Below are 21,849 nucleotides of genomic sequence, written 5' to 3'. Positions count from 1 at the left end.
GGGCGGGAGGCAAGCGATGAGCGGCGAAACGCATGCCCTGGCGGCGGTGGAACCGCCCAGCCACGGCGCCCGCTCGCCGGCGACGCCGGCCTTGTTGTCGAGCTTTCTGGCGCACGATTCGCTGTTCTCTTCGGCGGCTCATCAACTGCATGCGCGCGGTGTGCTGGAAACCCTGGTGCATTCGATCGACGCCGACCTGGCCGGCGAATCCGAGCGCTTGCTGGCGCGGGTGGCCTGCGACAGCGGGCGCTTGCCGTTGATGGGCGCGGTGCCGTTCAGCGCCTCGGAAGCATCCTGCCTGTGGGTGCCGTCGCAGGCCGCGTTCGCCGCGGGACGCGCGCGTCATCGCGGCGCCGCCTTGAGTTCGCTGCCGTCGGATCAGAAGTCCGCGCCGCGGGTCGAGTCGGTGCCGGCGCCCGCGCAGTTCAAGCGCAACGTCGAGCGCTCGCTCGACCGCATCCACGACGGCGGCATCAGCAAGGTGGTGATGTCGCGCAGCCTGCGCATCGCTGCACGGGTCGACGTGCCGCAGTTGCTCGCGCAATTGCTGACGCGGGCGCCCGGCGCCTACACCTTCGCGATGGATCTGGCCGGCGCGGCCGGGCCGAAGGCCTGTCTGATCGGCTCCAGCCCGGAGCTGCTGCTGTCCAAGCGCGGCACCCGAGTGGTGTCGAACCCGTTGGCCGGTTCGATCCCGCGCGTTGCCGATGCCGAGGAAGATCAGCGCCGTGCGCGCGGCCTGCTCGAATCGGCCAAGGACCGCTACGAGCATGCCCTGGTCGTCGATGCGGTCGCCGCCGCCCTGCGTCCGTACTGCCGGGTTCTGCGCGTACCGAAGACGCCGTCGCTGGCGGCGACGCCGACCATGTGGCATCTGTCGAGCGTGGTCGACGGCGAGCTGATCGATCCGAACACCAGCTCGCTGCGCCTGGCGCTGGCCTTGCACCCGACCCCGGCGGTCTGCGGCTATCCGACCGAGCCGGCGCGCGGCGTGATCAGCGAACTGGAAGGCTACGACCGCGGCCTGTTTACCGGCCTGGTCGGCTGGTGCGACGCCGAAGGCGACGGCGAGTGGGCGGTGACGATCCGCTGCGCCATGGTCGAGGAAGACCGTGCGACGGTGTTCGCCGGCGCTGGCATCGTCGCCGGCTCAGAACCCGATGCCGAACTGGCCGAAACCACCGCCAAGCTCGGCACGATGCTCAATGCGATGGGGCTGGCGCAGGCGGTGGAGGCGAGCGGCGCGGAGGGCAGGGCATGAGCAGCGTGGATTTGCTCGAGGGCTGCACGCCGTGGCCGCAGGAGTTCGCCGAGCGTTACCGCACGCTGGGCTACTGGGCCGGGATCGGCCTGTATCAACGCCTGGCCCAGGTCGTCGCCGAGCACGGCGAGCGCATCGCGGTGGTCTGCGGCCAGCGGCGTTGGAGCTATGCGCAATTCGACGACAAAATCCGCCGCTTCGCCGCCGGCTTGACCCGCCTGGGTATCGGCCCGCGCGACCGGGTCGTGCTGCAACTGCCGAACCTCGGTGAGTACTACGTCGCCTGCTACGCCTTGTTCCGCATCGGCGCGATACCGGTGTTCGCCTTGCCGGCGCATCGCCGCTCGGAGATCGCTTATTTCGTCGGGCACACCCAGGCCCGGGCCTGCGTGATCGCCGACCGCGAAGCCGGTTTCGACTACCGCGAACTGATGCGCGAGGTGCGTGCCTCGCAATGCCTGGACGAGGTGATCGTGGTCGGCGAGGCGCAGGAATTCCACGCCTTCGACTCCTTGTACGACACGCCCATCGAGCAGCCCGGACCGGCCGCGAGCGAGATCGCATTCCTGCAGCTCTCCGGCGGCAGCACCGGGGTACCGAAGCTGATTCCGCGCAGCCACGACGATTATCTGTACAGCGTCCGCGCCAGCGCCGAGATCTGCGGCCTGGGCCGGGACTGCGTGTATCTGTGCGTGCTGCCGTGCGCGCACAATTTTCCGATGAGTTCGCCCGGTGCGCTCGGCGTGTTCGAGGTCGGCGGCCGGGTCGTGCTCGCACGCCGGGCCGAGCCGGATTTCTGTTTCGGCCTGATCGCCGCCGAACGGGTGACCCTGACTTCGCTGGTGCCCTCGCTGGCCCTGGCCTGGCTGGAGTCGCGCTCGCGCGAACGCCACGACCTGTCCAGCCTGCGCAGCATCCAGATCGGCGGTGCGCATTTGGCCGACGAGGTCGCACGACGGGTGCCGGGCGCGTTCGCCTGCCGCCTGCAACAGGTGTTCGGCATGGCCGAAGGCCTGGTCAACTACACCCGCGACGACGATGCCGAGGAATTGGTGCTGAGCACTCAGGGCCGCCCGATCAGCGCCGACGACGAAATCCGCATCGTCGACGACGACGATCGGCCGGTGGCCGAGGGCGAAACCGGGCATCTGCTGACCCGCGGACCGTACACGATCCGCGGCTACTACCGCGCCGAGGCGCATAACGCCCGCGCTTTCACCGAGGACGGTTTCTACCGCACCGGCGACCGTGTGCGGCGCCTGGCCTCGGGGCATCTGATCGTCGAAGGCCGAGCCAAGGATCAGGTCAACCGCGGCGGCGAGAAGATCGCCGCCGAGGAAGTCGAGAGCCATCTGCTCGCGCATCCGGCGGTGTTCGACGCTGCGCTGGTGGCGATGCCGGACCGCTGGCTCGGCGAAAAGTCCTGCGCCTTCGTGGTGCTGCGCGAGCCGGCGCCGAGCCCGCGCGAGCTGCAGCGCTTCCTGCGCGAACGCGGCATCGCCGCGTTCAAGATTCCCGACCGCATCGAGCCGATCGAATGCCTGCCGCGCACCGCGGTCGGCAAGATCGACAAGAAACTCCTGCGCGCACGCTTCGTCGCTCCGCCGGCCGACGCCTCGGTTCCCACCCAATCACTTCTCGCCGAAACGCTGTCATGACGATTCCGACCATCGCCTCCTATCCCATGCCGGGCGCCGCCCGGTTGCCCGCCAACCGCGTCGACTGGCGCCCGGACGCGTCCCGCGCGGTGCTGCTGATCCACGACATGCAGGAGTACTTCCTCGCCTTCTACGACCGCGCCCAGGCGCCGGTGCCGGAGCTGCTGGCGAACATCCGCGCCTTGCGCGACGCTTGCGACGATGCCGGCGTGCCGGTGGTCTATACCGCGCAGCCGACCGAGCAGAGCGCGCTGCAACGCGGCCTGCTGCAGCCCTGGTGGGGCCCGGGCATCACCTCCAGGCCCGAGCTGGCGTCGGTCGCGCCGGAAATCGCGCCGCGCCCGCAGGACGTGGTGCTGACCAAATGGCGCTACAGCGCCTTCGTTTCCAGCGACCTGCGCGAGCGCATGCGCGAGCAGGGCCGCGACCAGCTGATCGTCTGCGGCGTCTACGCCCACATCGGCTGCATGATGACCGTCGCCGACGCCTTCATGCACGACGTCCAGCCGTTCCTGGTCGCCGATGCGGTCGCCGACTTCTCGGCCGAGGAACATGCGCTGGCGCTGGATTATGTGTCGCGCCGTTGCGGCGTGGTGCTCGACCGCGCCGCCTGCATCGACGCGCTCGGCACCGGCCTGGGCCTGCCGCGCAGCCTGATCGCCTTGCGCACCGAACTGGCGCAGATCATCGAAGTGCCGCTGGCCGAAATCGCCGACTCCGATAATCCATTCGAGGCCGGCCTGGACTCGATCCGGCTGATGACCTTGCTCGAACGCTGGTCGAGCCGCGGCGAGCGCATCGGCCTGGTCGAACTGGCCGAACGCGGCAGCGTCTCGGAATGGTGGCAGTTGATCGAATCGCGACGGGCGGCCTGATGGAACCGAACCGCGATGCCTTGCCGTTGACCGGCCCGCAGTACGGCATGTGGGCCGGGCAACGACTCGACCCCGACAGCCCCTCGTTCTGGACCGCCGAAGCGATCGAACTGCGCGGCCCGCTGGACCTCGCCGCGCTGGAAACCGCGGTGCGCGAGACCTTGTCGGCCTGCGATGCCCTGCACATGCGTTACCTTGTGCAGGACGGCGAGGTCGTGCAGCGCCTGGATCCATCGCGGCCGGTGGCGATCGCGCGGCTGGATTACTCGCGCTGCGAGGAGCCCTGGCGCCAAGCCCGCGCCTGGATGCACGAGGACCTGCAGCGCAACGCCGACCTGGCCCAGCGGCCGTTGTTCGCGACCGCGCTGATCGCGCTCGGCGAAGATCGCCACCTGTGGTATCTGCGCGCCCATCACATCGCCCTGGACGGCTTCGCCTATCTGCTGTTGATCCACCGCGTCGCCGAGCTGTATTCGGCGCGGGTCGGCGGACGCGCGGCAGAACCGGCGCGCGACTGGTCCCTGGCCGCGACCGTTGCCGAGGAGGCCGGCTATCGCGCCTCGCCGCGATACCTCGCCGACCGCGATTACTGGAGCCAGCGCTTCGGCGACGTCGGCGAGCCGGTCACCCTGGGCCCGAAGTGCGCGCCCGGCGACAGCTCGTGTTCGCAACGCAGCCTGTTGGCGCCGGCCGAGTACGCGCGTTGGCAGGCGGCGGCGCGCGGGCACGGCGTCGATTGGGCGGCCTGGCTGATCGCTTCGATCTTCGCCTGGCTGCATGCGCGCAGCGGCGCCCGCGACCTCAGCCTGGGCCTGTTGGTGATGAACCGGCTCGGCACGCCGGCGCTCGCGGTGCCGTGCATGGCGATGAACGTGGTGCCGCTGCGCCTGCGCATCGACCCGCAGCAGGGTTTCGACGGCCTGGTCCGCGCAGTGGCCGCCGAACTGCGCGCACTGCGCCGCCACCAGCGCTACAACTACGAGTGGATGCGCCGCGACCTCGGCCTGGCCGACGGCCACGCGCAACTCTACGGCCCGGTCGTCAACCTGATGCCGTTCGACCGCGGCTTCGTGTTCGAGGGCTTGCACAGTCGCGCCCATCCGATCTCGGTCGGCTCGGTCGAAGATCTCGACATCACCGTCTCGCCGATGGCCGACGGCATCCGCTTCGACATCGAGGCCAATCCGCAGGCCTACGATGCGGCGACCCTGCAGGCGCATCACGCCGCGCTGCGCGAGCTGCTCGATGCGGTGATCGCCGAACCCGCGACCGCGATCGCGACACTCGCCGGACGGTTCGCCCTATCGCCCACGGCGGAGGCGGCATGAGCGCCGCACGACCGCGCCCGCGCTTGCTGCGGGTGCTGCGGATAGCCGAGCGGACCCCGCAGATGCGCCGCTTCACCCTCGGCGGCGACGACCTGGCCGGGTTTCCGCGCGGCAGCGAAGGCGCGCACATCAAGCTGTGGTTTCCCGATGCGGCCGGAGAGACGCCGCTGCTGCCGGGCTTCGGCGAACGCGGCCCGGCCTGGCCCGAGCACGCGCCGCGTCCGCACGTGCGCACCTATACGGTGGCGCGCATCGACCCGGACGCGAACGAAATCGACGTCGACATCGTCCTGCACGGCGACGAGGGCCCGGCCTCGCGCTGGGCCTTGCGCGCCAGCCTCGGCGACCCGTTGGGCCTGGCCGGTCCGGGCGGCCCCAATCTGTTTCAGGGCGATGCGCAGCGTTTCGTGTTGATCGGCGACCCGAGCAGTTATCCCTTGCTGTATGCGGTGATCGCCAAATTGCCGGCCACGGCGCAGGTCGATGTGCTGATAGAAGTGCCGGATGCGAGCGAAGTGCAGCCGCTGCCGCCGCACCCGCGCTTGAACGCGCAATGGCTGTCGCGCCACGGCGCCGCCGCCGGTGCGAGCCGCCGGTTGCTGGAGGCGGTGCGCCGCTTGCCCTGGAACGGGGCCGAGAGCGTATCGGTGACCCTGGCCGGCGAAAGCGCCCAGGTGGTGGCGATCCGCGATTTTCTCGCCGCCGAGCGCGGCGTGCCGCGGCGGATGATGTACGCGGTGCCGTACTGGAAAGACCGCTGGGACGAAGACCGTTACCACGACGAACGCCATCGGATCATGGACGCCTTCGACGAGGCCGCGGTTTGAGCGCTGTCGTATCGACACCCGGCGAATTCGCCGGCCGCACCGTGCTGGTGACCGGCGCCGCCCAAGGCATCGGCGCGGCGACCGCGCAACGCCTGGCGGGGCAGGGCGCGCGGCTGGCCCTGATCGATCGCGACGCCGATTCGCTGCAGGCCCTGGCCGCACGGTTGCGCGGCGAGGGCGCGCAAGTCCACGCCATCGTTCTCGACCTGGCCGATGTCGCCGCGGTCGACATGGCGGTGGCCGAGGTCGAAGCCGGTTTCGGCGCGATCGAACACTTGGCCCACGTCGCCGGCATCCTGCGGGTCGGCGAATCGCTCGAGCTCGACCTCGACGACTGGGAAGCCTGCATGGCGGTCAACGCCCGCGGCGTGTTCGCGACCACCCGGGCGGTCGCGCGGCGAATGGTCGCACGCGGCCGCGGCAGCATCGTCCTGGTCGGCTCGAACGCGGCCTCGGCGCCGCGCTGCGGCATGTCCGCGTATGCCGCGTCGAAGGCCGCGGCGAGCCAGTATCTGCGCTGCCTGGCGCTGGAGCTGGCGCCGAAGGGCGTGCGTTGCAACATCGTCTCGCCGGGCTCGACCGACACCGCGATGCAGCGCGCCTACGTCCGCGACGACGCGGCGCGCCACGAGATCCTGCATGGCGCCGCCGATCGTTTCCGCCTTGGGATTCCGCTCGGCCGCATCGCCGACCCCGACGATGTCGCCGAAGCGGTCTGTTTCCTGCTTTCGGACCGGGCGCGGCACATCACCCTGCACGACTTGCGTGTGGACGGCGGCGCCACCCTGGATGCTTGAGCTGCGGCGGATGCCTGGGCTGCGGCTGGAGGACTGAGCTGCAGCGTTAGCGGCCGCCGCGAACGGCCGCCGGGGCCTTCACGCCGGGCGCATGCGCTCTTGTCGTGGCGATGACGTCGGCCCGAATAGGCTGCTCCGCATGTCCGACGATCTGATCGTGGTGCGCCCGGAAGGCCTGTACTGCCCGCAGGGCGATTTCCATATCGACCCCTGGCGGTCGGTGGCGCGGGCGGTGGTGACCCATGGCCACGGCGATCATGCGCGCGTCGGCATGGGCGAATACCACAGCACCGTCGAGGGCCTGCCGATCCTGCACTGGCGGCTCGGCGAACAGCATTATCGGGCCCACGCCTATGGCGAGGTGTTCGAGCTGGGTGCTGCGCGGGTCAGCCTGCATCCGGCCGGGCATGTGCTCGGATCGGCCCAGGTCAGGATCGAGGCGGGCGGGCAGGTCTGGGTGGTGTCGGGCGACTACAAACGCGAACCCGATCCTACCTGCGCGCCGTTCGAGGTCGTGCCGTGCGACGCGTTCGTCACCGAATCGACCTTCGCCCTGCCGATTTATCGTTGGCCGGATACGGTCGGCGTGGTGCGCGACATCCTCGAATGGCGCCAGCGATGCGCCGACCGCGGCGAGGCCGCGGTGTTGTTCTGCTACGCGCTCGGCAAGGCGCAGCGCCTGCTGGCCGAACTCGGGGCACTGGATTCGCGCGTGGTCGCCTTGCACGGCGCCATCGCGAGCGGGGTCGAGGTGTATCGCCAGGCCGGCATCGCGATGGCGCCGACCCGGCTGGTGAGCGAGGACGCGCCACGCCACGATTACGCCGGCGAGCTGATCCTGGCGCCGCCTTCGGCGATGGGCTCGGCCTGGATGCGCCGGTTCCGCCGGGTACAGACCGGTTTCGCCTCGGGCTGGATGCGGATCCGCGGCAATCGCCGCCGTCGCAACGTCGATCGCGGCTTCGTCGTTTCCGATCACGCCGACTGGCCGGCTTTGCTGGCGACGATCCGCGCGACCGGCGCCGGCCGCGTTATCGCCCACCACGGCCGTTCCGAGGCCTTGCTGCGCACCCTCGCCGAACAAGGCCTGCAGGTCGACGCGTTCCGCGGCGCCGCGTTCCCCGGCGAGCACGAGGAGGCCGGCGCATGAAGGGCTTCGCCGCGCTGTATCGCGAACTCGACCGCAGCACCGCGACGACCGACAAGCGCGCCGCGCTGGCCGCGTATTTCGCCGCCGCCGCGCCGCGCGATCTGGCCTGGGCCCTGTGGTTGCTGTCGGGCAACAAGCTCGGCCGGATCGCCAATACACGCGAGCTGCGCGAATGGGTCGCGGCCGAGGCGGCGCTGCCGGCGTGGCTGGTCGACGAGAGCTACGACCAGGTCGGCGACCTTGCCGAAACCCTGACGCTGCTGCTCGACGACCCGCCGAGCCGCGTCGACGACACCCCCTTGCACGAATGGATCGAGCAACGGCTCGCGCCGGTCGCCGGCGCCGATCCCGAGTCGCGGCGCGAAGCGGTGGTCGCCGGCTGGCGGGTGCTGCCGGCCGACGAGCGTTTTGTCTTCAACAAGCTGATCACCGGGGCCTTGCGGGTCGGCGTTTCGCAGCGCCTGGTGCAGCAGGCCCTGGCCGAATGGTCGGGAGTCGACATCGCCCTGATCGCCCAGCGCATGCTCGGCGCGTGGCAGCCGTCGCCGGGTTTCGTCGAACAGCTGCTGTCGAAGCAGGCACGTGCGGAAGACCGCCTGCAGCCGTATCCGTTTTTCCTGGCATCGCCGCTGGAACAACCGGTTGAAGCCCTTGGCGCGCTTGCGGATTGGTTACTGGAATGGAAATGGGACGGCATCCGTCTGCAGTTGCTGCGCCGCCGCGGCGAGACGGTGCTGTGGTCGCGCGGCGAAGAACGGCTCGACGGCCGGTTTCCCGAGATCGAAGCCTCAGCGCGGCGGCTTGCGCGCGACTGCGTCGTCGACGGCGAGCTGCTCGGCTGGAACGAGAGCGAGGACAGTCCCTTGCCGTTCACCGCGCTGCAGACCCGCATCCAGCGGCGCAAGCCCGGGCCCAAGGTGCTGGCGTCCACGCCGGTGCGGGTCCTGGCCTACGACCTGCTGGAACTGGACGGCGAGGATTGGCGCCCGCGGCCGTTGGCCGAGCGCCGCGCGGCGCTGGCCGAGCTCCTGGATGCCCTTGGCGACCCTGCGATCGCGCTGTCGACCGAACTCGCCGCCGCGGACTGGAGCGAGGCCGCAGCGGTGCGCGAACGCGCACGCGGGCTCGGGGTCGAGGGACTGATGCTGAAGCGGCGCGGTTCCCCCTACCAGAGCGGCCGTCGCCGCGGCGATTGGTGGAAGTGGAAGATCGATCCGCTGACCATCGACGCGGTGTTGATCTATGCGCAGTCCGGGCATGGCCGGCGCAGCACCTTGTACACCGACTACACCTTCGCGTTGTGGGACCAGGGCGCGCTGGTGCCGGTGGCGAAGGCCTATTCCGGCCTCGACGACCAGGAAATCCTGGCCCTGGACCGTTGGATCCGCGCGCATACCCTCGAGCGCTTCGGGCCGGTGCGTTCGGTGCCGCCGCAGCACGTGTTCGAACTCGGGTTCGAGGCGGTCAACCGCTCGACCCGGCACAAGTCCGGCATCGCCGTGCGCTTTCCGCGGATCCTGCGCTGGCGCCACGACAAGACGCCGGCGCAGGCCGACGATCTCGCCGCGCTCAAGGCTTTGGCGCGTTGAGGGGCAATTCGCCGGAGCGGTACAGCACTTGGCAGCGCTCGCAGTAGAAGCTGCGCCGGCGGCTGCGCCCGAGGTCGCGCAACTGCAGGGCGCCGCCGCAACCGGGACAGCGTTCGCGCGTGTGCACCTGCCAGCTGCGCGACAAAGTGCCCTCGCGCTTGCGTTCGAGGAACTCGAAACTGTAATCGCGGGTTTCCGCGACCAGGGCGGCCAGCTTGCGCGAGGGCAGGGCGCCGACGCGCGACAGCGGATGCACGCGAACCCGGTACAGGACCTCATTCTTGATGATGTTGCCGGCCCCGGAAAACACGGTCTGATCGAGCAGCGCGTCGCAGGCGTAACGATCGGGGTCGGCGCGCAGCTTGCGGCGCGCCGCGGCGGCGTCCCAGGCTTCGCTCATGACGTCGGCGGCCCAGTCGTAGGCTGCGTCGAGCTCGCCCTCGACGTACTTCACCGAGCAGGCGTAGAAATGCAGTTCGTCGCGGGCGAAATACAGGGATAGACGCGGCTTCTGCGACTTGGGCCGGCCGATCGAATAGCTGCCGAACAGCAGCAAATGCACGCGCAGGCTGAAGCCGGAAAACTCGATCAACAGGTGCTTGCCCCAACTGCGGATATCGAGGATCCGGCGACCGCCCATGCGCTCGATGTCGATCGGCGCGTCTCCGGCGACCTTGCGCACGGTCTTGTGCACATAGGGCGCCAGCAGCTCGCGCAGGATGACGATCGACGGTCCTTCAGGCATCGGCGGCGCTGCTGCACAAGGTCTGGAAATCCAGGGCGTCGCCGACGGCGTGACCGGCGGCGGTGTTGTCGAAGATGCACCAGGTCTCGGCACTGCGGCGACGGTTACCGCAAGCCGCCTCGGCCATGCCGCGCAGCCGCGGTTCGTCGTAGGCGCTGTAGTAGATGCGCGGCGAGCCGTGCCAGCGCCAATAGCGGACATCGCCGACCTCGCTGGGCGTGGCTGCCTCGGCGCGCGGTTGCGGCGGGTCGACGCCGGCGCGGGCCACCTCGTGCCGCTGCAGCAATTCGCTCGCGGCCGGCTCGAACCAACTGCGGTGGCGCGGCTCGCACACCACCGACGCCGCGGTGCGACGTTCGAGCATGGCGAAGAAACGCGCCGCGACTGCCGCGTCGAATGCCAGGCTCGGCGGCATTTGCACCAGCAATACGCCGAGCTTGTCGCGCAGGCCGGAAACTTCGTCGATGAAAGCGCTGAGCGGCTCGGCGACGCCACGCAGGCCGGCGTCGTGGGTGATGCTGCGCGGCAGCTTGGCGCTGAAGCGGAAATCATCGGGAACGGTGTCGCCCCAGCGCTCATAGGTGCTGCGCCGGTGCGGACGGTAGAACGAGGAATTGATCTCGACCGCGTTGAAGCGCGTCGCATACATCGCCAGCACGCTGTCGCCACCGCCAAAGCGGGGTTTCACCGCCGCCGACAGCGCCCAGCCGGCGCAACCGACGCGCACGCGGGAAGCGCCGGAGTCGGTCATGACGGGAGGATCATGTCGGAACAGGTCAGGTCGAGAATGGTCATGTCGCTCGTGTCGCCGGGTTGCCAGATCCTGATCCTCCCGGGGGCGGCGTAGCATGCACGTGAATGCCGAGTTCTTCACGCCGCGTCGCTGCGCGCTTAACGGCGGGCCGGCGAGGCTGGAAGAAACTGCGGAGACGCGCATGAAGCACAAGCGATTTCGATTCGGCGAAGGCTTCCGTGTGGCCTTCGGCCTGCGCGGGGTGCAGGCTGCGGAAATGGTGATCGCGCCAGGCGACGCCGAAGGCGATGCCGAAAATCGCCATGGCGGCGCGGACCAATGGCTGTATGTGGTGTCCGGGCGAGGCTTGGCGATCGTCGAAGGGCGACGTCAACCGCTGGCCGCGGGCAGTCTGTTGTTGATCGAGCGCGGCGAGCGCCACGAGATCCGCAATGTCGGCCGGACCCTGCTGAAGACGGTCAACTTCTACAGTCCGCCGGCTTACCACCAGGACGAGGAGCCCCTGCCGGCCGGCGAGCCCTGAGCGCCATCCGTCAGGCGCGCCGGCTCGCGAGAACCGGCGCGCGGTACTGCATCCGGCGGCAGGCAGTCCGCCGGCCACAGCGATCAGGGCACGATGATGCCGCGATCGTCGTCCTCGCCGACCACGCCGCTGTCGGTGGCGCCGTTGTTGCTCCAGACGATGTAGAGGTACTTGCGCTCGCCCGGCGCCGGGTCGCCGTAGTCGCCGTAGTCGCCGTTGTCGGCAATGGCGCGGGCGGCTTCGCGTCCGCCGTTCCAGCCCACGACGATGCGACTGCCGATGCGCTCATCGGACCAGTCGTCGGGCACCAGCAGGCAGGGGCGTCCCGAAGCGAAGATCGAATCCTCGGCGAGGCTGAGCATGGTGGCCGGCCTGGTCTGGCGCGACGGCGGGCCCAGGACCGCGAGGCTGGCGTGGCGCGCATGCAGCATCAGGCCTTCGCAGGTTTCGTCCTGGGACACCCGCCATTCGCTGGTGAAGCTGCGCCGGGCCGTCAGGCTGTCGAATTCGGCGCGCGCCTGCGCCGATGCGGCGGATGCCGCGGCCAGGTAATCGTCCAGCACGGCCGATATCGCCCGGCCGACGGCAAACGACGCGTGCGGATTCAGCGCCAGCGGTTGCGTCACGAACGTCGCGATCAAGTGCGCCTGCCAACGCTTGGCCAAGGCCGCGGCGAAGGCGAGGCGTTGGCTGCGCCCCGGATACTGCTCGAGGAAGACCACGAGATCCTTGGGGTTCATGGTGGGTCGTGCGGTGCGCCAGACGAAGAACGGCCATGGGCAGCCGAGCACGGCCGCCCACCGAGGCAGAAGATGGAGGAGGGCCGCCGGACGCGATGTACAGGCATGGGCCTGTTGCGGTGGCGCTTACTTGGTCGAGCGTCTCGCTTCCTTTGCCGCACGGTCGATCGTGTCGGCGACCACTTTGGGCTGGGTCATGAAAACCGCATGGCTGGCGGCGACCTTGGTGATGCGCGCTTCGATACGCTCGGCCATATGGACGAGCATGGCCTGGTCGAACGCCTTGTCCTCGGTGGCGATCACGGCCCAGCTGGGCTTCGTGCGCCAAGCGGCCTGCGTCAGTCTGGTCCCGAACACCGACATGTTGATCGGCACCTGGGAGTCGCGCAGGAACGCTGCGTCGGCATCGCTGGTGTCGTGGGCGAAGCCTGCCTTGAACTTGGCGGGGCTGATGAAGCCGTAGCCGTCGCTGCCCGTTTCGATGACGAACTCGGGCGTGGGCGCGAAACCGGCGTATTGCTGGGCGGTGGTTTCGCCGGCATCCGGCGCGAGCGCGGAGACATAGACCAAGCCTGCCACCTTGTGATGGACGCCGGCTTCGGTGATGACCGTGCCGCCCCAGGAGTGTCCGACGAGAATGGCGGGGCCGTCCTGGCGGTCGAGCACGCGCTGTGTGGCCTTCACGTCATCGGCGAGCGAGGTCAACGGGTTCTGCACGATCGATACGCGATAGCCGCGTGCGGTCAGCTCGTCGTAGACGGGGCGCCAGCCTGAGCCGTCGGCGAAGGCGCCGTGCACCAGAACGACATTCTTCACCTGCGCGCTATCGCGGGCTGCGGCATCATGGGCCTGGGCGAAAGGAGAGATGCTGGCCGCCAGAGCGGCTGCGAGCACTGCGGGAATGAGCTTGAGCATGGACGTGTCCTCGGGCGGTGGGCGGTGGCAGTTCGATGTGCGGCGTTGGCCGGCAGGGCTACTTTGCGGGGCGAGCCCGCACCATCGGCGACCCAAAGTCCTGATAACTTGACCGAACGTATTTTTCAGGCGCGAACGGGAACTTGCGCGGATCGAGGGACGAGTCGGCGGGAAGGCGTGCTCTCGCGAAACACCCGGGAACCGGGATACACCGATGCGGCCGGCCAGCGTGGTCACACCGTCGGCACGGTTCCGCCGTCGATGGTGTATTCCGTCCCCGAGATCGACGCGGCCCGGGGAGAGACCAGGAAGGCGATAAGGTCGGCCACTTCACCCGGCTTGGCCGGGCGTCCCAACGGAATCCCGCCCAGCTCCTTCATGACCAACTGCTTGCCGCCTTCGTAGTCCGTCCCCGCATGGGCCGCGACGCGTTCGACTAACGCGACGGACGCCTCCGTCTCGATCCAGCCCGGCGAGACACGAACCACGCGCACGCCCTTCGGCGTGACTTCCTTGGACAGCGCCTTGCTGTAGGTCGACAACGCCGCCTTGGCAGCGGCATACGCGATCGTGGCGTCCGGCAGCGGCAGCGTGCGCTGGATCGAGGTGACATGCAGGATCACACCCGAGCCTTGCGCGATCATCGCGGGCAGCAAGGCGCGATCCAGTCGCACGGCCGACATCAGATTCAGATCGAGCGCCTTCGCCCACTCCGCATCGTCCAGGGCGGCGAACCCGCCCGCCGGCGCCGACGATCCCCCTACCACGTTGATCAGGGCATCCACGCCGCCGAGATGGCGCAGCGCCGCCTCCGCCGCTTGGCGAGCGCCTTCGGCCGTGGCCAGGTCGGCCGCCATATAGTGCCCATCGTCGATGGGCCGCTCCGGCTGCGAGCGCGCAGTAGCCACGACATGCGCGCCGAGCTGGGACAACCGTTCGACGACGGCAGCGCCCACACCGCGCGAGCCGCCTGTCACCAGGACGCGCTTGCCGGCCAACTGGAGGTCGAAGCTCACGGCGCGATCTCCAGCGTGGCGATCTTGCCGCGCTCCAGGGTGAAGCCATAGCGCAGGTCCACCGGACTGCCGGGGAAGTTGCCGGCGACGCGCGCCGTCACGATGTAGGTGCGCTCCTGCTTCTCCAGCGTGTGGGGCTTGGCGGTGTAGGTGTACTTGGCGGACGAGTCGGTCTTCCAGGCTGCGATCGCAGCGAGGCCCGAGTGGGTCTTGCCCTCGTCCAGCACCAGCCCGTCTGTGGTGAAGCAGCGGGCCACCGCTTGCGCGTCCTGGGTGTCGGCATCGAAGTAGGCCGCGATGGGCTCGGGCAGGTTCAGATCGTTCATTGCAATGCTCCGGTTGGGTCCACGGAGCAAGGTTGAGCCGTTCTCATAGATAAGAGAATCACCTACTATCTGATCAGGCTATGTAGAGATCGGTGCACAATGCGCGGCTCTGAATTCGCGGAACTCAAGGCCTTCGTGGCCGTCGTCGACCGGGGCAGCTTCGCGCGGGCCGCCGATCACTTGGGGCTGTCACGATCCGCCCTCAGCCAGATCGTCCGTCAGTTGGAATCGCGCTTGGGGGTTCGCCTGCTGAATCGGACGACGCGCAGCGTCTCGCCGACCGAGCCGGGCCGCCGATTGCATGAGCGCATCGCCCCGATGCTCCGCGACATGGACGAGGCCGTTGCGCAGGCCGTGGGTACGAGTGCGCGTGCCGCGGGGACCCTGCGGATCAACACCCTCAGCATGGCAGCGAAGAAGGTGATCGCGCCGCGACTGGGTCGTTTCGCCAAGGCGCATCCCGATGTAGCGCTCGACATCGTGATCGACGATGGCTTGAGCGATATCGCGGGCGAAGGATTCGATGCAGGCATCCGCGTGGGCGGCCGCCTGCAGAAGGACATGATCGCGGTCCGACTTACCCCGGACATCGAACTGCTGGCCGTAGCCTCGCCCGACTATCTCGCCAGACACGGCGAACCCGGGACACCTGCCGACCTGAGTCGTCACGCCTGCATCAACTGGCGTTTTCCGGGCAGCGGAAAGGTCGCAGGGTGGGCGTTCAAGAAGAAAGGAAAAGAGGTCGAATTCTTTGGCGATGGCGCGGTGACGTCCAACCATCAGGACATCGTCGTGCCCGCCGCGCTCCAGGGCCTGGGCATCTTCTATGCCTACAACGACGATGGCATTGCGGAGGCGTTGCAGGACGGACGCTTGAAGCGCGTCCTCAGTGACTGGTCGCCGACGGTTCCGGGCTTGTATCTCTACTACTCCAGCAGACGCTACCTGCTTCCCGCACTTCGCGCGTTCATAGACTGTCTGCTCGATCGCGATCTCGGCAGCGAGAGCCCGTCGAAGTCAGGCACCGGTCCCTGACGATCCGGTGGCAGTGCCGATCTGTTCAATGTCTGCATTCGACCCGAAACGGGCATGCGAGGGTCGCCAGGCGGCGAGGGGCGGGGATTAGGGATGTTTATCGGGGGGAGGGCAGTCCTCGATCCATTGGGGGCGTCCGAAAGCTGGTCGGCACCGCTTAGCAGCGGCACTATGCGATGGAGAACGGCATGCGTTCAGGTGAACCGGCGCTGCGTGTGATCGGTTTCCTCATCAGTCTCCGACCCATGACAGGAGCATCGGCCTCCATGCCGGCATCCGCACGCCACGCGTGGAACCACAGCCGCCGTGGCGCCTTCTGGATCGCCGCCGCAGCGAATCCTCATCACACGTCCCGTCGCCTATGTCGCGGTCTGCCGGTCCCAGTGGGTCTGCAGCTGGTGGCCCGTGATCCGGTGGTCTACGGACCCATCCCAGATGCATTTCGATCTGCCGCGCATCCGTAGGTCGATAGGCAGGCGGCGCCGCATCTGGTTATAACATAATAGGCATTGCCCCCCTGTTCATAATTCAGGGCGGTCTGCAAGTGCTTGAAAGTAGAGGCAGGGGCGGGCAGCGACACTACGCATAACACGGCTATCGCCGCCGCCGCCGCCCCGAGCCTGCGCGCCAACGCGCCCCAGACGTATCGGCTCGCTGGCGTCGTTGCCTGCTCCTCCATGACAAGGATCGCCACTTCGGGCTTTTCACCGGCTAAATCGACAAGTGCGGTCAGATGTTCGAGCCCGATAGCGCCGTCGTGGCGCCACCTGCTCACCGACGCTCGGGTCAATCCCATGCGCTTGGCTAGCGCTGAATCATTCTGCGGCAAGCACTTTGCGACAGCTTTGTCAAGCAAAGAATTCAGGGTGCTCATTGTTACTTTCGCCTTGACAGACAGTTACTTCTGACTTTACATCTGCGCCGTCACTTTGGAAGTGACAAAGCACCTCCGGGCAAGCGCAACTGGGTCTAGCAGCCCACGCCTCTACCCGACTAGGTCAAAGGGCACCGCCGGGGAGCGGGGTCCCGGCGCTCCCCCCTAGGGCCGGCGCCGCCGCTCCCCGGCAACTACGGGGGTAGGGGATGGACATCAGCACACAGCAACAGATTGGCGAGCAACTCGCCCGCGTTTTCGCCGTCGCGATGCTCGCCAGCTGCCTTGCAGGCCTGTGCACCCGAGCGTTCGCCGAATTCCTCCGCGACACCCTCTATCAGTGGCGCGCCTGGCGCCGCCGCCGCGCTTTGCAGCGCCGTCGGCAGGGGAGGGTTCTGTGATGGGTCACGTAATCGCCCTTTACGCCGCGTTCCTCGTCGCCGGCGTCGGCCTCCTCGTCCTAGTGGTAGAGCTACCTGGCGTGTTCCGGGAGCTGACCGGCCAAAGAGGACGCGAGATCGCGTATCTGGCCCAGTGGTCGATGCACGACGCCGGCGACACCCTCATTCGTGACGCATCACGAAACAACGTCCCCGACGACCAGGTCGACGACCCGGACGTGGACTACACCCACGACCTGCCGTTCGTGAACTTCACCGGCACCATCGACGAGTTCAAAGCGGCAGAGATAGCCCGCATGGACGATGCGCTGCGCCTGCACAGCATGGTCGGACCCGATGGATACCTCGACCTGCAGAACGCTTCTCCGTGCGATCTGGCGTGGTTCTACGGCCACGACGATTTGAGCCCGCAGGCGTGATGTGGGGCCCGGCCATGCAGACCTCAAAGAACAACCGGAGCTATACGGTCACGCGGATACGCGCTTGCGCGACGCATGGTCTGAGCTTCTGCGGCCCCGTCCCGCACACGTGTTCGCAACTCTCACTTTTCGAGCCGTCAAGCACTACACCGACCGCCACACCGGCAAGGTCGTCGCGGTCAACCGCACCGGCGCGAACGGTTCTATGCATCCAGAAGCGGCCGACAAGGCGTTTCGATACTTCGTCAGCTGTGTCAACCGCGAGGTTTACGGACCGAAGTGGAACACGCGATGGCATCGCGGCATCCAGTGGGCGCGCGGAAGCGAGTTCCACAAGGACGGACGGCTGCACTTCCATGCGCTGCTCTCCGCGCCGACTGCTGACCTTAACCACCTCATCTCCCGGTACGCCTGGCACGAATGGTGGTACCGCGAGTTCGGGCGAAATCAGCTCGAACAGCCGCGATCGCAGCACCAGGTCGCGGACTACGTCAGCAAGTACGTCGTCAAAGACGGCCAAGTAGACCTGTCACCGAATTTCGGAGCGTGGCAACCCGCACGTCCCGACTACGCAGTAGCACCGCAGCAAAGAGACCTGGTCGGGGTCTCGCACGACGAACCGACCACTGGCGGACTGATGCAAGCATCGCGCTGGGAGGGCACCAAGAAAGGACGGCCGAGCGGCCACGGTCCTTAGCTTGACCCTACCAGTCCGCCTGAAATTCGCAGCAAGCAACTAACCAACGACCACGCCAACAACGAGACCACGCCATGAACGCCAACGCACAGATTGCCGCTCCGATCATCACCATCACCGGCCCCGCCCAGGTTCGCACCATGACCGACAGCAAGGGTTTCGCTAAGCAAATCCACTACCAAGAGGCCTCGCTCGAAGCCGATCACATGCGCGTCAAGATCGACCACGAGTTCGACACTCCCGAACTCGCGCTCAAGGTCGGCGACAAGTACTCCTGGGACGTAACCGCCGACCTGGTGCCCGGCAAGTTCGGTCGCCTGGAACTGGCCCGTCGCCGCACCCTGCGCCCGCTCTCCGAAATCAAGCCTGTCGCCGTGGCGAAGGCCTAACCCATGCCGCGCGTACTGACCTGCATCGATCCCGCGCCCGCTGCCGATGGCACGTGCCAGCAAACGGCCTGGATCGATCAGGGCGGTATCGCCGACATGCTCCCCACGCATGAACAAGCGAATGCAGTGGGGTTCGCGTTCTTCTCGACGCTTGTAGTAGTCGCCTTCGTAGCACGCACCTTCAAACCACCTCGCAACTTCTGAGGATCAACCATGTTCAAGTCCACCACGATCACCCGTTTCAACCGCGCCCGCGTCTCGATGCTGACCGCGCTGACCCTCGCCATCCTGCCGGGCCTGGCGATGGCCCAGACCACCGCCCCGGACACCACCGAGACGGTGAACCTGTTCAAGACCTACGGCCCCGCCGCCGTCGTCCTGATCATCGCGTTCAGTGCCGTGCTGTGGAGCATCCGCGCTGCCGGCCTGTTCAAGCCGCGCTGATCGGACGCCGTTCCGTTACGCGTCACACAACGGGCGGCTTCGGCCGCCCTCTTTTTTCAGGGGAACAGACATGAGCTTTGCAACCCACTTGCTGCCGTTGATTGAACTGGTGTGGTGGATGTGCCTCGGTGTCGTCGCCTCGACGAACTGGGACTGAGCCATGTGCAACGTCACGACGTCGCGATTCATTTTCGTCCTTGTGCTGCTGTTTCTGCCGGCGTTGGCTTACGCCGAGAACTATCACGGCACCACCGAAGGGGATGCCAAAGCCAAATGCGAGGCGAGCAAAGCGAAGATCGCCAGCAAGTTCCCGGCCGAGTGTGTGCATTATCCGAACCACAGCCCTAAGGAATGGTCGTGTGAGGGCAGGGGAAACGGAGCTGGTTACGGCTGCGATGGCTTGTTGCAGTTTTTCCTGGAGCCGAGGCCCAGCGGCGTTTACGGCCACCACTACTATCAAACGGCTTGCGCAAGCCTGACTCCAACCCAGACACGCGCGAACATGTCGCGTCATCCGAACCTTTCGGTTTTCTGCGATGGCGGCTGCGAGCGGAAGTTCCAGCACGGAACCGACCCCGAGGACAAGTTCACAGTCACCGATGGTCCTTATGCCGGGTATTGGATATGGGGCACTGGTACGGCCACCGGCAAGACGTGCGATCCGAACGATCCAGACGGCGACAAGCCCCCGAAGGAACCCCCGCCGCCGGAGTGCACCAAGACGCAGAAGCGCTTGCCGGACGGTAAGTGCGTCGACAACAACGACGAGTGCCCCGTAGGGCAGCACATGGCCGCCGGGAAGTGCACGCCCGATGGCGCTTGCCCCACCGGCCAGGTCAAAGGGCCGGACGGATCCTGCGTCGATGAGGGCTGTCCGGCAGGCCAGGCCAAGGGCAAAGACGGCACCTGCAAGAAGGATGCTGACGGTGATGGCAAGCCCGACGACGGCGAGGGCGACGATGGTCGGTTCTCTGGCGGTGACACCTGCGATGAGCCACCCAAGTGCAGCGGCGATGCGATTCTCTGCGGCCAGGCGCGCATCCAGTGGCGCATCGACTGCAACACGCGTCGGAAGTTTACGGTTACCGATAGCTCTGGCTGCTCGGCGCCACCGGTGTGCGTCGGCAAGAACTGCGATGCGCTGGAGTATTCCCAGCTGCTCCAGCAGTGGCGCACCACGTGTGCCATTAACGCCCTGATAGCGGCTCAGCAGCCCGGCACGCCTGGCGGCGGCGATGGCGTCGTGGAGTACATGACCAACGCACGTGCGACCGAGGCCGGCGCGTTGAACGCGATCGCCAGCGGCACGGATGGCACCGAAGGGCTCAGCGTCGACCAAGCTTGGGCCGCACCCAGCAGCGGCAACATCGATGAAGGCTTGTTTGGCGGCGGCAGTCCCGGTAGCTGCGGCGTCATGGTCTCAACGACCTTCTTCGGCCATCAGATATTCGACATGCCGCCGGAGTTCTGGCGCCTCGGCCAGATGATCGGCTGGCTGCTCGTCGCACTCGCGTACCTCTGGGTCGCGTTCAAGCTTGGAGATTGACCATGCCCGCCATCCTCGCAGGCCTACTCGCTGCGCTCGGTCCCTGGATCGCGCGTTACTTCCTCGCCAAAGGCGTCCTGCTCGTCGTCGGACTGCTGGCCCGCTTCGGCCTGGTGCTGGCCACCGACAAGTACGTCATGGAGCCGCTGATTCAGCACGTCATCGCCGCGTGGAATCAGATTCCGGCCGATTGGCAGTGCTGGTTCGCGCTGCTCGGCATCACGAAGGCCGCAAGCATTGTGGTCTCGGGCCTGACGCTGATTTCCATGAAGAAAGTGTTCTTCGCCAAGAAGGATTGACCGTGAGCGCTATAGCAGCCAACGCATCCATTTCGCTACTCACCGCGCCGCCAGGCAGCGGCAAGAGCTTGCGCGCCGTGTGGTATCTCAAGAATGCCGTTGAAGCCGGTGAGCAGGTGTTCGCCTGCAACATCAACGGGCTCAACATCGACGGCGTGACCGATTTTCCGGACCCGACGCAGTGGGAACAGCTTCCGCCGAAATCCGTCCTGGTGGTCGACGAGGCGCAGAACTTCTTCCGCGCCGGCGCCGGCGCCGTGCCCGACTACATCAAGGCGATGGAGACCATCCGACACGGCGGCATCCGTTTGATTCTGATGACGCAACACCCGGCTTTGATTCACACGAACATCCGGGCCTTGGTCGGCTATCACGAGCACCTGGTGCGCGAGAACGGCAAGGAAAGCGCGATCATCTACAGCCGTTCGCGCGTGATCGATAACGTGCGATCGGACAAGGCGCTGGCGGTCGAGGATCACCACACCTGGGCATACCCGAAAGAGTGCTACGCGCTGTACAAGAGTGCCGAGGTGCACACGGTCAAGCGCACCATTCCGCACAAGTACAAGCGCGCTGCGGTGATGGCCCTGGTCGCGGTTGCGCTATTCGCTTTTGTCGGCTACACGGTCTACGGCAGCTTTAAGACGGAAGGCGATGGCAAGGACGCGCTGACCGCGCCGGCAACGGCGCGGGCAAGCGGCTTTGACCAGCGCCCCGACGAGAACAAACCCAAGTGGAACAGTGCGGCTGACTATGCGACGGCGCACCTGCCGCGCTTCGGCACCATGCCCTGGACGGCGCCGGTCTTCGATCATAGATCGGCGAGCGCCGACCCCCAGCTCCTGTGCATGTCGACCGACGCCGGCGTCGACGCCAACGGCGATCGCCAGGACGCGAGCTGCACCTGTCTCACCGAGCAAGGCACCAAATACGACCTGGGCGACGGAGAGTGCCGGCGCATTGCCAGGGACGGCCCCGTCTACAACCCCTACAAGGATCGCCGGAGCGGCTCCTACGCGTCGACTGGCGCCCAGGGCGAGGGTAGGGAGCCCGACCGCCGTTCGGCCTACCAGGCCCCGCCTAGCGCACCAGGCCAGGCCGGCCAGGCCGCACCTGGTCCGGTCCTGTCCGCCCCCCAGGTCGCCCGGTATGGGCAGATCGGGGTCGGTGGATCTGCCGCGGCGACCCCGCCCGAATAAGTGACTCGTCACTTATGATGAATCGTAATTGCACATTCGTGA

Annotated in this window: 26 protein-coding genes; 19 read left to right on the top strand and 7 right to left on the bottom strand. The window is 67.3% G+C overall.

All coding sequences use genetic code 11. From position 1 onward, the window contains the following. Window positions 1-16: 16 nt before the first annotated feature. From ACSAMQ_RS01045 to ACSAMQ_RS01010, 8 genes are all read left to right on the top strand, one after another. Entirely contained in the window at window positions 17-1,261 is a 1,245-nt protein-coding gene (locus ACSAMQ_RS01045) for an isochorismate synthase (RefSeq protein WP_435393854.1), read from the top strand. Continuing rightward, entirely contained in the window at window positions 1,258-2,919 is a 1,662-nt protein-coding gene (locus tag ACSAMQ_RS01040) for a (2,3-dihydroxybenzoyl)adenylate synthase (protein WP_435393853.1), read from the top strand. Before ACSAMQ_RS01045 ends, ACSAMQ_RS01040 begins: the two co-directional genes overlap by 4 nt. Next, window positions 2,916-3,794 carry an isochorismatase family protein gene (locus ACSAMQ_RS01035; RefSeq protein ID WP_435393852.1) on the top strand — a complete coding sequence of 293 codons (879 nt, stop codon included), beginning with the start codon at window positions 2,916-2,918 and terminating at the stop codon, window positions 3,792-3,794. Before ACSAMQ_RS01040 ends, ACSAMQ_RS01035 begins: the two co-directional genes overlap by 4 nt. Next, window positions 3,794-5,122: a condensation domain-containing protein gene (locus ACSAMQ_RS01030; protein WP_435393851.1), complete on the top strand. Its 1,329-nt coding sequence runs from the start codon at window positions 3,794-3,796 to the stop codon at window positions 5,120-5,122. The genes ACSAMQ_RS01035 and ACSAMQ_RS01030 overlap by 1 nt, the downstream gene beginning before the upstream one ends. After that, window positions 5,119-5,949, top strand: a complete 831-nt coding sequence (locus tag ACSAMQ_RS01025; RefSeq protein ID WP_435393850.1) for a siderophore-interacting protein — start codon at window positions 5,119-5,121, stop codon at window positions 5,947-5,949. Before ACSAMQ_RS01030 ends, ACSAMQ_RS01025 begins: the two co-directional genes overlap by 4 nt. After that, on the top strand, window positions 5,946-6,746 hold the full coding sequence (locus tag ACSAMQ_RS01020; protein ID WP_435393849.1) for a 2,3-dihydro-2,3-dihydroxybenzoate dehydrogenase: 801 nt from the start codon (window positions 5,946-5,948) through the stop codon (window positions 6,744-6,746). The genes ACSAMQ_RS01025 and ACSAMQ_RS01020 overlap by 4 nt, the downstream gene beginning before the upstream one ends. 139 nt (window positions 6,747-6,885) lie before the next feature. Next, window positions 6,886-7,896, top strand: coding sequence for a ligase-associated DNA damage response exonuclease (locus ACSAMQ_RS01015; RefSeq protein WP_435393848.1), 1,011 nt, complete (start codon window positions 6,886-6,888; stop codon window positions 7,894-7,896). Then, window positions 7,893-9,485: an ATP-dependent DNA ligase gene (locus ACSAMQ_RS01010; RefSeq protein WP_435393847.1), complete on the top strand. Its 1,593-nt coding sequence runs from the start codon at window positions 7,893-7,895 to the stop codon at window positions 9,483-9,485. Before ACSAMQ_RS01015 ends, ACSAMQ_RS01010 begins: the two co-directional genes overlap by 4 nt. Here the strand turns inward: ACSAMQ_RS01010 and ACSAMQ_RS01005 are convergent. After that, window positions 9,466-10,230, bottom strand: a complete 765-nt coding sequence (locus tag ACSAMQ_RS01005; protein WP_435393846.1) for a DNA-formamidopyrimidine glycosylase family protein — start codon at window positions 10,228-10,230, stop codon at window positions 9,466-9,468. The genes ACSAMQ_RS01010 and ACSAMQ_RS01005 overlap by 20 nt on opposite strands. Beyond that, the gene (locus ACSAMQ_RS01000; protein ID WP_435393845.1) at window positions 10,223-10,981 is read right to left on the bottom strand and encodes a DUF72 domain-containing protein; all 759 of its coding nucleotides are present in this window, start codon (window positions 10,979-10,981) and stop codon (window positions 10,223-10,225) included. The genes ACSAMQ_RS01005 and ACSAMQ_RS01000 overlap by 8 nt, the downstream gene beginning before the upstream one ends. 184 nt (window positions 10,982-11,165) lie before the next feature. Between ACSAMQ_RS01000 and ACSAMQ_RS00995 the strand changes: the two genes are divergently transcribed. Continuing rightward, on the top strand, window positions 11,166-11,507 hold the full coding sequence (locus ACSAMQ_RS00995; RefSeq protein WP_435393888.1) for a cupin domain-containing protein: 342 nt from the start codon (window positions 11,166-11,168) through the stop codon (window positions 11,505-11,507). A gap of 83 nt (window positions 11,508-11,590) precedes the next feature. On the opposite strand, the gene ACSAMQ_RS00990 is transcribed toward ACSAMQ_RS00995, so the two are convergent. From ACSAMQ_RS00990 to ACSAMQ_RS00975, 4 genes are all read right to left on the bottom strand, one after another. After that, window positions 11,591-12,247, bottom strand: a complete 657-nt coding sequence (locus tag ACSAMQ_RS00990) for a hypothetical protein (RefSeq protein WP_435393844.1) — start codon at window positions 12,245-12,247, stop codon at window positions 11,591-11,593. A 126-nt stretch (window positions 12,248-12,373) separates the two neighbouring features. Beyond that, window positions 12,374-13,162: an alpha/beta fold hydrolase gene (locus ACSAMQ_RS00985; protein WP_435393843.1), complete on the bottom strand. Its 789-nt coding sequence runs from the start codon at window positions 13,160-13,162 to the stop codon at window positions 12,374-12,376. A gap of 233 nt (window positions 13,163-13,395) precedes the next feature. Further along, the gene (locus ACSAMQ_RS00980) at window positions 13,396-14,178 is read right to left on the bottom strand and encodes an SDR family oxidoreductase (protein WP_435393842.1); all 783 of its coding nucleotides are present in this window, start codon (window positions 14,176-14,178) and stop codon (window positions 13,396-13,398) included. After that, window positions 14,175-14,504: a nuclear transport factor 2 family protein gene (locus tag ACSAMQ_RS00975; RefSeq protein ID WP_435393841.1), complete on the bottom strand. Its 330-nt coding sequence runs from the start codon at window positions 14,502-14,504 to the stop codon at window positions 14,175-14,177. The genes ACSAMQ_RS00980 and ACSAMQ_RS00975 overlap by 4 nt, the downstream gene beginning before the upstream one ends. A gap of 99 nt (window positions 14,505-14,603) precedes the next feature. On the opposite strand from ACSAMQ_RS00975, the gene ACSAMQ_RS00970 reads away from it, so the two are divergent. After that, on the top strand, window positions 14,604-15,539 hold the full coding sequence (locus ACSAMQ_RS00970; RefSeq protein ID WP_435393840.1) for a LysR family transcriptional regulator: 936 nt from the start codon (window positions 14,604-14,606) through the stop codon (window positions 15,537-15,539). Window positions 15,540-15,957: 418 nt separating this feature from the next. Here the strand turns inward: ACSAMQ_RS00970 and ACSAMQ_RS00965 are convergent, their stop codons facing one another. Then, window positions 15,958-16,413, bottom strand: a complete 456-nt coding sequence (locus tag ACSAMQ_RS00965; RefSeq protein WP_435393839.1) for a DUF3693 domain-containing protein — start codon at window positions 16,411-16,413, stop codon at window positions 15,958-15,960. A gap of 209 nt (window positions 16,414-16,622) precedes the next feature. Here ACSAMQ_RS00965 and ACSAMQ_RS00960 point away from each other — a divergent pair, with 209 nt between their 5' ends. The 9 genes from ACSAMQ_RS00960 to ACSAMQ_RS00920 all read left to right on the top strand — a co-directional run bounded on the left by ACSAMQ_RS00960 (window position 16,623) and on the right by ACSAMQ_RS00920 (window position 21,807). Further along, window positions 16,623-16,814 (top strand): hypothetical protein, encoded by a 192-nt coding sequence (locus ACSAMQ_RS00960; protein WP_435393838.1) that lies wholly within the window; start codon window positions 16,623-16,625, stop codon window positions 16,812-16,814. Beyond that, complete coding sequence (locus tag ACSAMQ_RS00955) at window positions 16,814-17,233, top strand: hypothetical protein (protein ID WP_435393837.1); 420 nt, start codon at window positions 16,814-16,816, stop codon at window positions 17,231-17,233. The genes ACSAMQ_RS00960 and ACSAMQ_RS00955 overlap by 1 nt, the downstream gene beginning before the upstream one ends. A gap of 109 nt (window positions 17,234-17,342) precedes the next feature. After that, on the top strand, window positions 17,343-17,930 hold the full coding sequence (locus tag ACSAMQ_RS00950) for a rolling circle replication-associated protein (RefSeq protein WP_435393836.1): 588 nt from the start codon (window positions 17,343-17,345) through the stop codon (window positions 17,928-17,930). A gap of 74 nt (window positions 17,931-18,004) precedes the next feature. Next, the gene (locus tag ACSAMQ_RS00945; RefSeq protein ID WP_435393835.1) at window positions 18,005-18,319 is read left to right on the top strand and encodes a hypothetical protein; all 315 of its coding nucleotides are present in this window, start codon (window positions 18,005-18,007) and stop codon (window positions 18,317-18,319) included. Window positions 18,320-18,322: 3 nt separating this feature from the next. After that, window positions 18,323-18,523, top strand: a complete 201-nt coding sequence (locus tag ACSAMQ_RS00940; RefSeq protein ID WP_435393834.1) for a hypothetical protein — start codon at window positions 18,323-18,325, stop codon at window positions 18,521-18,523. Window positions 18,524-18,532: 9 nt separating this feature from the next. Further along, window positions 18,533-18,763: a hypothetical protein gene (locus ACSAMQ_RS00935; RefSeq protein WP_435393833.1), complete on the top strand. Its 231-nt coding sequence runs from the start codon at window positions 18,533-18,535 to the stop codon at window positions 18,761-18,763. A gap of 160 nt (window positions 18,764-18,923) precedes the next feature. Continuing rightward, on the top strand, window positions 18,924-20,309 hold the full coding sequence (locus tag ACSAMQ_RS00930) for a hypothetical protein (RefSeq protein WP_435393832.1): 1,386 nt from the start codon (window positions 18,924-18,926) through the stop codon (window positions 20,307-20,309). Window positions 20,310-20,311: 2 nt separating this feature from the next. Beyond that, window positions 20,312-20,608 (top strand): hypothetical protein, encoded by a 297-nt coding sequence (locus ACSAMQ_RS00925; RefSeq protein WP_435393831.1) that lies wholly within the window; start codon window positions 20,312-20,314, stop codon window positions 20,606-20,608. Between the two features lie 2 nt (window positions 20,609-20,610). After that, on the top strand, window positions 20,611-21,807 hold the full coding sequence (locus ACSAMQ_RS00920) for a zonular occludens toxin domain-containing protein (RefSeq protein ID WP_435393830.1): 1,197 nt from the start codon (window positions 20,611-20,613) through the stop codon (window positions 21,805-21,807). Window positions 21,808-21,849 lie beyond the last annotated feature (42 nt).

Source organism: Lysobacter sp. 1R34A, assembly GCF_051217035.1.
Taxonomy (GTDB): Bacteria; Pseudomonadota; Gammaproteobacteria; order Xanthomonadales; family Xanthomonadaceae; genus Lysobacter.
This window is presented reverse-complemented; position numbering and strand designations above follow the sequence as displayed.